The organism is Streptomyces sp. NPDC039430 (genome assembly GCF_055639435.1).
In genome coordinates, this window is the sequence record NZ_JBVKAK010000029.1 from 1 (window position 1) to 13,460 (window position 13,460).

Consider the following 13,460-nt stretch of genomic DNA (forward strand, 5'->3'; position numbering starts at 1 on the left):
CCACCCCACCAACTGGCACCACCTCTTCCCCAGCCAGACCACCGCCCCCATACCCGGCCTCCCCACCTACCCCTTCCAACACCAGCACTACTGGCCGGACCCAGCCGACAACGCCGGCGACGTCACCACCGCGGGACTCACCGCCGCCGGGCATCCCCTGCTCAAGGCGGAGATCGAACTGCCCGAGTCGGGCGGGACGTTGCTCACCGGCCGGCTGTCGTACAGGAGTCAGCGCTGGCTCGGCGAGCACCGGGTGATGGGGGCCGTTCTGCTGCCCGGCACCGCGTTCGTCGAGCTGGCGGTCCAGGCGGGGGACCACGTGGGCTGCGGTCACCTGGCGGAACTCACGCTGCAGGCGCCGCTGCGCTTCCCCGAGCACGGCGGTGTCCAGCTCCAGGTCGTCGTGGGCGAGCCGGAGGCGCACGGGCAGCGCGGTGTGAAGATCTACTCCCGCTGGGAGGACGCCGGTCCGGCGGACGGCTGGTCGCTGCACGCCACCGGTACGCTCGGCACCGCCTCGCCCGCGCCCTCCTTCACCCTCGGCCAGTGGCCGCCGGCCGGCGCCGAGCCCGTATCGCTGGACGGTTTCTACGAGGGGGCCGCGGCGTCCGGTGTCGACTACGGGGCCTCCTTCCAGGGGCTGTCCGCCGTGTGGCGGGAGGGGAGCGATGTCTACGCCGAGGCCGCGCTGCCCGAGGCGCAGCACGGTGAGGCCGCGCGTTTCGGTCTCCATCCGGCGCTGCTCGACGCGGTCATGCAGGCCGCCGGTTTCGGTACGCTGCCGGCCGAGCCGGGCAGGACGTGGATGCCGTTCGCCTGGTCGGACGTCACGCTGCACGCGGTGGGGGCCACCGCGCTGCGGGCCCGGCTGTCCGCCGCGGACTCCGGTGCGGTGCGGGTCGAGCTGGCCGGTCCTGACGGGCAGCCGGTGGCCACGGTCGGTTCCCTGGTGTCGCGTCAGATCGACGCCCAGCAGCTGGGCAGCGTCCCGGCGGCCGGGGCGGGTGCTCTGTACGGTCTGAAGTGGTCTCCGGTGACCGGCGCGGACGCCGGTACCGCCGCGCCGTGCGCCGTGGTGGGCCGTGGCACCGACGCTTTCACCGCGGCGCTGCGTGCGGCGGGGTGGGCGGCCGAGCAGTACGAGGACCTCGCCGCTCTGGAGGCGCACGCGGGCGAGACGGGTACGGTGCCGCTGACGGTGTTCGCGCCCTTCGTGCCCGGGGCGTCCGCGTATGTGCCGGAGGTGTCCGAAGAGGCCGCCGGGCAGAGTGGGTCGGTGGCCGGTGAGGGGCATGACGCGGCGCTGGCCGCGCTCGGGCTGCTGCACGCCTGGGTGGGCTCCGGCCGGTTCGCCGCGTCGCGTCTGGTGCTCGTGACGCGCGGGGCGGTCGGCGCCGGTGGCGGGCCGGCCGATCTGGCGCGTTCGACGGTGTGGGGTCTGGTGCGGTCCGCGCAGTCCGAACACCCGGGCCGCTTCGGCCTGGTGGATCTGGAGGACACCGAGCGGTGGCCCGCGCTGCTGACCGGTGCGCCGATCGCCTCGGAGCCGCAGCTCGCGCTGCGCGGGGGCGCCTGGCTCGCCCCTGCCCTCGCGGTGCCCGGTGAGGGTGTCGAGGGCGGGGAGGCGCGTGCGTGGAACCCTGAGGGGACGGTCCTGGTCACCGGTGCGACCGGTGGGCTCGGGGCGATCGTCGCGCGGCATCTCGTCGAGGCGCGCGGTGTCACCCGGCTGCTGCTGGCCGGCCGGCGCGGTATGGCGGCGCCGGGTGCGCCGGAGCTGCGTGAGGAGCTGGCCGCGCTGGGCGCGGAGGTACGGATCGAGGCGTGTGATGTCTCCGACCGGGAGGCGCTCGCCGCGCTGCTGGACGGTGTGGATCCCGCGCATCCGCTGACCGCGGTCGTCCACTCCGCCGGTGTGATCGACGACTGTGTGCTGGACGCGCTGACGCCGCGGCGGCTGGCCGATGTGCTGCGTCCCAAGGTGGACGCCGGCTGGAATCTGCACGAGCTGACGAAGGATCTGGACCTGTCGGCGTTCGTGCTGTTCTCGTCGCTGGCGGGCACGCTGGGTGCCGCGGGGCAGGCGAACTATGCCGCCGCGAACGTCTTCCTGGACGCTCTCGCCCAGTACCGCAGGGCCCAGGGGCTGCCAGGTCATTCCCTGGCCTGGGGGCCGTGGGACCAGCGCAACGCGATGCTGGAGCGGGTCGGGGAGAACGACCTCGTCCGGATCGCGCAGACGGGCATCGTGCCGCTGGCGCCCGAGGACGGGCTCGCGCTGTTCGACGCGGCGCTGGCGGCGCCGGCGGCGGCGCTCGTTCCGGTCGCGTGGGACTTCCGCAGGCTGCGGGAGCGTGCCGCTTCCGGGGCTGTGCCGCCGGTGCTGCGTGCCCTGTCGGGCGGGGCGCCCCGGCGTGCCGCGGCGGCCGCCGTGGCCGGGGACTCGGGGCTGCGTACGCGGCTGGCCGGTCTTTCCGACGACGACGCCCGCCAGGCGCTGCTGGATCTGGTGCGGACGCAGGTCGCGTCCGTTCTGGGGTACGCGGGGGCGCAGGCGGTGGAGGCGGACGCCGCGTTCAAGGAGCTGGGCTTCGACTCGCTGACCTCGGTCGACCTGCGCAACCGGCTGAGCGCCGCCACCGGGCTGACGCTGCCGGCGACGCTCGTCTTCGATTTCCCGACCCCGCGGGGGCTCGCCGGGCGGCTGGCGGACGAGCTGCTGGATGTCACCCGGGAGGCGCGGGCCGTGGTGGCGAACACCGTCACGGGTGACGACCCGATCGTGGTGGTCGGCATGGCCTGCCGGTTCCCCGGTGATGTCACGGGTCCTGACGAGCTGTGGGACCTGGTCGCGCGGGGCCGTGACGGCATCTCCGGTTTCCCCACGGACCGTGGCTGGGACCCGGACGGGGCCGGGTACACCCGCGAGGGCGGGTTCGTGTACGAGTCGGGGGACTTCGACCCGGCGTTCTTCGGGATCAGTCCGCGTGAGGCGCTGGCCATGGACCCGCAGCAGCGGCTTCTCCTGGAGACCTCGTGGGAGGCTCTGGAGCGGGCCGGTGTCGAGCCGGCGTCGCTGCGCGGCGAGTCGGTCGGTGTCTTCGTCGGTGGCGCCTCCTCCGGCTACGGCCTGGACGCGGACACCGCGCGGGCCGGTGTCGAGGGCCACATGATGACCGGGGTCTCCGGCAGTGTCATGTCGGGCCGTGTGGCGTACACCTTCGGTTTCGAGGGGCCGGCGCTCACCGTCGACACGGCGTGCTCGTCGTCGCTGGTGACCTTGCATCTGGCGGTTCAGGCGCTGCGTTCGGGCGAGTGCTCGCTGGCGCTGGCCGGCGGTGTCACGGTGATGACCAACACCGCGGTCTTCGACGAGTTCAGCAAGCAGGACGGGCTGTCGCCGGACGCGCGGTGCAAGCCGTTCGCGGAGGCCGCGGACGGTACGGGTTTCTCCGAGGGCGTCGGCATGCTGGCCGTGGAGCGGCTGTCGGACGCGCGGCGCAACGGGCATGAGGTCCTGGCGGTGGTGCGCGGTACGGCCGTCAACTCCGACGGCGCGTCCAATGGTCTGACGGCGCCCAACGGTCCTTCCCAGCAGCGGGTCATCCGCCAGGCGCTGGCCAACGCGGGGCTGCGTCCCGGTGATGTGGACGTCGTCGAGGCGCACGGTACCGGGACCCGGCTGGGCGACCCGATCGAGGCGCAGGCGCTGCTCGCCACGTACGGGCAGGACCGGCCGGAGGACCGGCCGCTCTATCTGGGCTCCGTCAAGTCGAACATCGGGCACACGCAGACCGCCGCGGGCGTCGCGGGTGTGATCAAGATGATCCAGGCGATGCGGTACGGGGTCATGCCCCCGACGCTGCATGTGGATGAGCCGACCGGCCATGTCGACTGGTCGTCCGGTGCGATCCGGCTGCTGACCGAGTCCCGCCCCTGGGAGCCGGTGCCGGGGCCGCGCCGGGCGGCGGTGTCGTCGTTCGGTGTGAGCGGCACCAACGCCCATGTCGTCCTGGAGGAGGCGCCCGCGGTGCCGGCCCCGGTGGACGGCGCGGCCCCGGCGGAACGGGACGCGCAGGGGGTGGAGGCGGTGGGTGCGCTGCCCTGGGTCCTGTCGGGCCGTTCGTCCGGCGCTCTGCGGGCGCAGGCCGAACGGCTGCTGGCCCATGTGGACGCCCATGAGGAGCTGTCCGCGAGCGCGGTGGGGCGTTCCCTGGCTACGCGGCGCACGGTCTTCGAGCACCGCGCGGTGGTGGTCGGCGGTGACCGGGCGGAGTTGCGTGCCGGGCTGGCCGCGCTGGTGGCGGGCGAGGCCTCGGCCCAGGTGCTGACCGGTACGGCGGGTGTCAGTGGCCGTACCGTGTTCGTCTTTCCCGGCCAGGGCAGCCAGTGGCCGGGCATGGGGCGCGCGCTGCTGGAGCAGAGCGGGGCGTTCGCGCGCACGGCCGCCGCGTGCGACGCGGCGTTCGCGCCGCTGATCGGCTGGTCGGTTCTTGAGCTGCTGCGCGGCGGACTGCCGGAGTGTGACTATCCGCTGGAGCGTATCGACATCGCCCAGCCCGCCCTGTTCACCATGTATGTGTCGCTGGCGGCGGCCTGGCGGGAGCTGGGTGTGGTGCCGGACGCGGTCATCGGCCACAGCCAGGGCGAGGTGTCCGCGGCCGTGGTCGCGGGCGCCCTCACCCTGGAGGAGGGGGTGCGGGTCATCGCGCTGCGCTCCCGGGCGCTGCGCCGTGACGGCGGCGGGGGCGAGATGGCCTTCGTGGAGCTGGGCCGGGCGGAGGCCGAGGAGCGCATCGCCCCGTACGGGGACCGGATCGCGATCGCCGCGGTGAACACCTCGCGGTCGGTGTCGGTGTCCGGGGACACGGACGCGGTCCTGGATCTGCTGATGGACCTGGACGACGAGGACATCCCGTGCGGCCGGCTGCACGCGGCGTGCGCGTCGCACAGCAAGCACATGGACGCGCTGCTGCCGGAGCTCACCGCGCAGCTGGCGGATCTGCGGCCGCGGGATGTTCCGGTCGCCTTCTACTCGACGGTGACCGGTGCCCCGCTCGCGGGGCATGAGCTGGACGCCGGCTACTGGAGCCGTAACCTGCGCCGTACGGTGCGGTTCGAGGAGGCCACCCGGGCGCTGCTGGCCGATGGGCACGCGCTGTTCGTGGAGGTGTCCGCGCACCCTGTGCTGATGATGGGTGTCCAGGACACCGTGCAGGAGTCGGGCCTGGAGGCGGTCGCGGTGGGGACGCTGCGCCGGGGCGAGGGCGGTCTCGACCGCTGTGTCAAGGCGCTGGCGGAGGCTCAGGTGCGGGGCGCCGAGGTGGACTGGGCGCCGTTGTTCGGCGCGGGTCCGCGGGTGGAGCTGCCCACGTACGCCTTCCAGCGGCAGCATTACTGGCTGCCGGCGCGGGTGGTGGCGGGCGATGCCGGGTCTGTGGGCCAGGTCGCCCTGGATCATCCTCTGCTGGCCGCCGAGGTGCCGTCGCCGGACTCGGGGTCGCTGGTGCTCACCGGCCGGCTGTCGCCCCGGACCCAGCCGTGGCTGGGTGAGCACCGGGTGCACGGCGGTGCCGTGCTGCCGGGTGCCGCGTTCGTCGAGCTGGTGGCGCGGGCGGGCGACCAGGTCGGTCTCGGCCGCGTCGAGGAACTGGCCCTGCGGGCGCCGCTGGTGCTGCCCGAGGGCGCCGGGGCCGGGCGGCGCGACGGGGTCCAGGTGCAGCTGGTCGTCTCGGCTCCGGCCGAGGACGCTACCCGCGAGGTCGAGGTGTTCTCCCGCCCCGAGGGTGCCGCGCCGGAGGAGGGCTGGACGCGTCACGCGGCGGCGACGCTCGGCGCGGCCCGCGCCGAGCGGTCGTTCGACGCGGTGAGCTGGCCGCCCGCGCGCGCCGAGGCGCTGGACGTGGACGCGCTGTATGAGCGTCTGGCCGCCTCCGGTGTGGAGCACGGGGAGGCGTTCCGTGCCGTGCGGGCTGTGTGGCGGCGGGACGAGGAGGTCTTCGCGGAGGTGGCGCTGGGCCAGGAACTGCACGCGGAGGCCGAGCGGTTCACGCTGCATCCGGCGCTGCTCGACGCAGCGCTGCACACCGAGTGGCTCACCGGTGCGGGAACGGAACCGCTGGTGCACAGCATGGTGCGCGGGGCTCAGCTGTACGCCCGGGGTGCCACCGCTTTGCGTGTGCGGCTGACCCGTGGCGGGGGCGGCCCGGCGGCGGTGGAGCTGGCGGACGGCGCGGGCCGTCCGGTCGCCTCGTTCGACGCGGTGAGCGCGCGTGCGGTCGGCGTCGAGGAGGTGGTGCGCGCCCGGGCGCACGGGGAGGGTTCCCTGCACCGGGTCGCGTGGGTGCCGGTGGCCGCGGCCCCGGCCGGCGGCGGCTGGGCGGTCGTGGGCGGCGGGCTCGCCGGACCGGGCGGGCAGTCGTACGCCGATCTGGACGCGCTCGCCGGGGCCGCCGCGAGCGGCACGGTGCCGGGCACGGTGTTCCTGGAGGTGTCCCGCCGGGAGCAGGCGGACGCGCCGCGGGAGCTGCGCCGGGTCGGTGCGGCGGTGCTGGAGGCCGTGCGGGCCTGGCTCGCGCAGCCCCGGTTCGCGTCCGCGCGCCTGGTGTTCGTCACGCGGGGCGCGGTCGATGCCGGTGCGGTCGATGCCGGTGCGGGCGCGCCGGATGTCGTCGCCGCGGCGGTGTGGGGTCTGGTCCGCTCGGCGCAGTCGGAGCACCCGGGCCGGTTCGCTCTCGTGGACCTGGACGACGGCGCGGACACTCTGGCTCCGGTGGCGGCCGCGCCGCTGGACACCGAGCCTCAGATCGCCCTGCGGGGCGGCGAGTTGTTCGCGCCGCGGCTGGCCGTGATCGGCGCGGACGACGAGGCGGCCGGCGCGCCGCGGCCGCTGGATCCCGCGGGCACGGTGCTGGTCACGGGCGGTACGGGAACGCTGGGCGCTCTGGTGGCCCGGCATCTGGTCGCCGCGCACGGGGTGCGCCGTCTGGTCCTGACCAGCCGTCGCGGGCCGGACGCGCCGGAGGCGGCCGCGCTGCGCGAGGAGCTGGCGGCGGCGGGTGCCGAGGCGCGGATCGTCGCCTGCGACGTGTCGGACCGTGCGGCCTTGGCCGGGGTGCTGGCCGGGATCGGCGCGGACCGGCCGCTGACCGGGGTGGTGCATCTCGCGGGTGTTCTGGACGACGCGGTCGTGGAGTCCCTGACGCCGGAGCGGCTCGATACGGTGCTGCGGCCGAAGGCGGACGGTGCCTGGCATCTGCATGAGCTGACGCGTGAGCTGGATCTGTCGGTGTTCGTGCTGTTCTCGTCCATGGCGGGGCTGCTCGGCGCGGCCGGGCAGGGCAACTACGCGACCGCGAACGCGTTCCTGGACGCGCTGGCCCGGCACCGCCGTGGCCAGGGGCTGCCCGCGCACTCCCTGGCGTGGGGTTTCTGGGAGCAGACCAGTGAGCTGACCGCCGAGCTGGGGGTCACGGATCTGGCGCGGATGGCGCGGGCCGGTGTGGTCCCGCTGTCCTCCCGGCAGGGGCTCGCGCTGTTCGACGCGGCGCTGGCCCGGCCGGAGTCCGTGCTGCTGCCCGCCCGCTGGGAGAGCCACCAGCTGCGTGCGCACGCCGCCGCGGGGGTGTTGCCGCCGCTGCTGCGCGGCGTGGTCGGGACCGTGGCGCGGCGCGCCGCGGCGGGGGCCGCGCCGGGTGCGGCCGGCTCCGGGCTGTGGGAGCGGCTGGCCGGTCTGACGGAGGCCGGCGCGCTGGATGTCCTGGTCGAGCTGGTGCGGTCGCACGCCGTGGCCGTGCTCGGCGCGGCCGCCGCGGAGACGGTCGAGGAGAACCGGGCTTTCAAGGAGGTCGGCTTCGACTCGCTGACCGCGGTGGAGCTGCGCAACCGGCTGGGTACGGCGACCGGGCTGGCGCTGCCGTCCTCCCTGGTCTTCGACCATCCGACGCCGGTGGCGCTCGCGGAGCACCTGTACGCGGAGGTGTCGGGGGCCCGGCGGGAGGCCGCGCCGCAGACGGTCGCCGCGGCGGCCGACGACGACCCGGTCGTGATCGTCGGCATGGCCTGCCGCTACCCGGGCGGGATCACCGACCCCGAGGGCATGTGGGAGCTGCTGTCGGCGGGCACGGACGCGATCGGCGGGCTGCCCACGGACCGCGGCTGGGACGTGGAGGGGCTCTACGACCCGGATCCGGACCACCGGGGGACGTCGTACACGCGGGAGGGCGGATTCCTCTACGGCGCGGGCGCCTTCGATCCGGCGTTCTTCGGGATCAGTCCGCGTGAGGCGCTGGCCATGGACCCGCAGCAGCGGCTCCTGCTGGAGACCTCGTGGGAGCTTCTGGAGCGTTCGGGGATCGCGCCGGACTCGCTGCGCGGCTCGCGCACCGGGGTGTTCGTCGGCAGCATCAGCCAGGACTACGCGTCCGGGGGCGCCGGTGCGGGTGACGAGGTGCAGGGTCATCTGATGACCGGCAACACGAGCAGTGTGGTCTCGGGCCGGGTGTCCTACGCCCTGGGGCTGGAGGGTCCGGCGGTCACCGTCGACACGGCCTGTTCGTCGTCGCTGGTGGCGCTGCACTGGGCGGTTCAGGCGCTGCGTTCGGGTGAGTGCTCGCTGGCGCTGGCCGGTGGTGTCACGGTGATGGCGACGCCGGCCACGTTCGTCGGTTTCTCCCGGCAGCGCGGTCTGTCGCCCGATGCCCGGTGCAAGGCGTTCGCGGAGGCCGCGGACGGTACGGGCTTCGCCGAGGGTGTCGGCATGCTCCTGGTGGAGCGGTTGTCGGACGCGCGGCGCAACGGGCATGAGGTCCTGGCGGTGGTGCGGGGCTCGGCGGTCAACCAGGACGGCGCGTCGAACGGTCTGACGGCGCCCAACGGCCCCTCGCAGCAGCGGGTCATCCGCCAGGCGCTGGCCAGCGCGGGGCTGCGTCCCGGTGATGTGGACGCCGTCGAGGCGCACGGTACCGGGACCCGGCTGGGCGACCCGATCGAGGCCCAGGCGCTGCTCGCCACCTACGGGCAGGACCGGCCGGAGGACCAGCCGCTGCACCTGGGGTCCATCAAGTCGAACATCGGCCACACGCAGGCCGCCGCCGGTGTCGCCGGCGTCATCAAGATGGTGCAGGCGATGCGGCACGGCGTCCTGCCGCGCACCCTGCACGTGGACGAGCCGACCAGCCAGGTCGACTGGAGCGCGGGAGCGGTACGGCTGCTGACCGAAGCGCGGGAGTGGACGGACACCGGCCGGGCCCGGCGGGCCGCGGTGTCGTCGTTCGGTATCAGTGGCACCAACGCGCATGTGGTGCTGGAGCAGGCCCCGGCGCCCGAGCCGGTCCGGGAGGAGCCGGTACGGACGCTGCCGGTGGTGCCGTGGGTGCTGTCCGCGAAGACCGCCGACGCCCTCCACGACCAGGCCACCCGACTCGCCCACCACCTCGACACCCACCCCGACCTCGACCCCCACACCATCGCCCACACCCTCGCCACCACCCGCACCCACTTCGACCACCGCGCCGCCCTCACCGGCACCACCACCCCACAACTACGCACCACCCTCAACGCCCTCATCAACAACACCCCCCACCCCCACCTCACCACCGCACACACCACCAAAAACCGCCTCGCCATCGTCTTCTCCGGCCAAGGCTCCCAACGCCCCGGCATGGGACACGAACTCCACACCACCTACCCCGCCTTCGCCCACGCCTTCGACGAAATCTGCACCCACCTCGACCCCCACCTCGACCAACCCCTCACCACCACCCTCTTCACCAACGACAACACCACCCTCCACCACACCGCACACACCCAACCCGCCCTCTTCGCCTACCAAGTCGCCCTCTACCGCCTCATCGAATCCCTCGGCATCACCCCCGACCACCTCATCGGCCACTCCATCGGCGAAATCACCGCCGCCCACATCGCCGGCATCCTCACCCTCGAAGACGCCGCCACCCTCGTCACCACCCGCGCCCGCCTCATGCAAGCCCAACCCCCCGGCGGCCCCATGGTCGCCATCCAAGCCACCGAAGAAGAAATCACCCCCCACCTCACCCCCCACACCTCCATCGCCGCCATCAACGGCCCCACCAGCCTCGTCATCGCCGGCGACGACCACGACATCGAAACCATCACCACCCACTTCGAAGACCAGGGCCGCAAAACCAAATGGCTCAACGTCTCCCACGCCTTCCACTCACCCCACATGGACGGCATGCTCCACGAATTCCACCAAACCCTCCAAACCCTCACCTACCACCCACCCAAACTCAGCATCATCTCCAACCTCACCGGCCAAGAAGCCACCCCCGACATCCAAACCCCCCACTACTGGACCCGCCACGTCCGCGAAACCGTCCGCTTCCACCACGGCATCACCACCCTCCACACCCTCGGCACCACCCACTACCTCGACCTCGGCCCCGACGGCACCGCCGCCACCATGATCACCAACGCACTCCCCCACCACACCCCCACCACCATCACCACCACCCGCACCAACCACCCCGAACCCCACACCCTCACCCAAGCCCTCACCACCCTCCACACCCACGGCACCCCCATCAACTGGCACCACCTCCTCCCCCACACCCCCACCACACCCCTCCCCACCTACCCCTTCCAACACCAGCACTACTGGCTCCCCTCCACCCAGCACACCACCACCGACCTCACCACCACCGGACTCACCCCGGCCGGGCATCCGCTGCTCAGCGCGGCGGCCGAACTGCCGGACTCGGGCGGCTTCCTGCTCTCCGGCCGGCTCTCGCTGCGCACCCACCCCTGGCTCGCCGACCACGCGGTCATGGGCTCGGTCCTCTTCCCGGGCACGGCGTTCGTCGAACTCGCCATCCGCGCGGGTGACCTGACCGGCTGCGCGGGCGTCGAGGAACTCACCCTGCAGGCCCCGCTGGTGCTGCCCGAGGACGGCGGCGTGGACCTGCGGCTCACCGTCGGCGCGGCCGACGGTGACGGCAGGCGGAGCCTGACGGTGCACTCGCGGGGCGAGGACGACAGCTGGCTGCGGCATGCCACGGCCACCCTCACGGCCCGGGAGCCCGAGCGGCGCGCGGTGCCCGACTGGAGCGTCTGGCCGCCCGCGGGGGCGGAGCCGGTGGACATCGACGGGTTCTACGAGCACTCGGCCGAGGCCGGGTTCGACTACGGCCCCGTCTTCCGCGGACTGCGTGCGGTGTGGCGGGACGGCGACGACGTCCTGGCCGAGGTGGCGCTTCCCGAGGAACAGCGGGGCGAGGCCGAGCGGTTCGGGATCCACCCGGCGCTGCTGGACGCGGGCCTGCACTCGGTGGGGCTCACCGGGGCCATGGGCGAGCGGGCCGTGCTTCCGTTCGCGTGGAACGGGATCACCCTGCACGCCGTCGGCGCCTCGGCGCTGCGCCTGCGGCTCACGCCGACCGGCGCGCAGGGCACCGTCGCCGTGTACATCGCCGACCCCGCGGGCCGGCCCGTCGCCCACATCGACGAGCTGGTGCTGCGCCCGGTCAGCCAGGAGCAGATCGGCGAGCGCCGGGCGAAGAAGCGTACGGACTCGTTGTTCCGGGTGGAGTGGACACCCGCGCCGGAGGCGGCCGTTTCGACGCACGGCACCTCCTACGTCTTCCTCGGCGGCCTGGTGCCGGACACCGAGTCGCACGCGGATCTGGCCGCGCTGCGCGCGGCGGTCGACGCGGGTGCCGCGGTCCCGGACCTGGTGTTCGCGCCATGCCCGCCGGTGGCGGGCGATGTGCCGCCGGCCGTGCGCGAGAGCACCGGGCGGGCGCTGGCGCTGGCTCAGGAGTGGCTCGCGGACGAGCGGTTCGAGACGTCCCGGCTGGTGTTCGTCACCATGGGCGCCGTGGAGACGCGGCGCGGCACCGGTGCCGCCGATCTCGCCGGTGCGGCGCTCTGGGGGCTGATGCGTTCGGGGCAGTCGGAGAACCCCGAGCGGATCGCGCTGCTGGACCTGGACGGGCACAACCCTCCGCTGGACGCGGTCACCGCGGTGCTGCTGGACGGCGAGCCCCAGGTGGCGGTGCGGGGCGACGCGCTGCTCGTGCCGCGGGTGGTGTCCGCCGGCGCGGGCGGTGCGCCGCGGGAGTCCGCGGCCGCCGGGCCGCTGCCGGCCGGCGGGACGGTCCTGCTCACCGGCGGCACCGGAACGCTCGGCGGGGAGCTGGCCAAGCACCTGTTCCTGGAGCGGGGGGCGCGCCGGCTGGTGCTGGCCTCGCGTCGCGGTCCCGACGCCCCGGGGGCGCAGCGGCTCCTGGCGGAGCTGGTCGAACTCGGCGCGGACGCGCGGATCGTGGCCTGTGACGCGGCGGACCGCGAGGCGCTCGCGCGGCTCGTGGCCGGACTCGCGGAGGGGGAGCATCCGCTGTCGGCCGTCGTGCACGTCGCCGGGGTCATCGACGACGGCGTCCTCGCGTCGCTGACCCCGCAGCGGCTGGACACCGTGCTGTCCCCGAAGGTCGACGGGGCGTGGAACCTGCATGAACTCACCCGGGACCTGGACCTGGAGGAGTTCGTGATGTTCTCGTCCGCGGCCGGGGTGGTCGGCTCGCCCGGCCAGGGCAACTACGCGGCGGCGAACGCCTTCCTGGACGCGCTGGCGCAGCTGCGGCAGGCGGCCGGGCTGCCGGGCCAGTCGCTGGCGTGGGGTGCCTGGGCCCAGGCCAGCGGCATGACCGCCGCGCTGAGCGAGGCCGACCGCTCCCGCATGGCGCGCGGCGGCGTCCTGGCCCTGGAGACCGCCGAGGGCATGGCGCTGTTCGACACGGCGGGGCGGACCGGGGACGCGGTGCTGCTGCCGATGCGGCTCGACCTCGCGGCGGGCGGCGGGGGGCCGGTTCCGCCCCTGTTCCGTTCCCTGGTGCCCGCCGCACGGCGTACCGCGTCGTCGTCGTCGGTGGCGGCGGACGCGGGCGGCGGCTTCGGGCCGGCGCTGCTGGGGCGGCTGCTCAGCATGGAGCCGGACGAGCAGCGGCAGGCGCTGGTGGACATGGTGGGCGGTGAGGTCGCCGCCGTGCTCGGCCACGCCACGACGAGCGCGCTGGACCCGGACAAGGCGTTCTCCGAGCTGGGCTTCGACTCGCTGATCGCGGTGGAGCTGCGCAACCGGCTGGGCGGGCTGACCGGCCTGAAGCTGCCCACCACGCTCGTCTTCGACTATCCGAACACCGTGGTGCTCGCGCAGTACCTGGGTGAGCAGATCCTTCCCGAACCGGAGTCGACGGCGGACCGGCTGCTGAAGCAGATCGACGGCCTGGAGGCGCTGCTGCTGGAACTGGCCCCCGGCCAGGAGGACCTCGACCGGATGCGTACCAAGCTGCGGGCGGTGCTCACCGCGCACACCGGCGGCGCGGACGCGGCCGGCGCCGCGGGCATCGAGGACGCGCTGCTGTCCTCGTCCGACGACGAGATCTTCGACTACTTCGACAAGGACCTCGGCATCTGACGTCCGA

General features: G+C 74.1%; 1 protein-coding gene. It reads left to right on the forward strand.

Annotated elements, in window-relative coordinates; genetic code table 11:
- Positions 1 to 13,453, forward strand: a 13,453-nt coding sequence (locus tag ACZ7LS_RS36325; protein WP_471066434.1) for an SDR family NAD(P)-dependent oxidoreductase, incomplete at its 5' end; no start/stop codon positions are given.
- Positions 13,454 to 13,460: the final 7 nt, after the last annotated feature.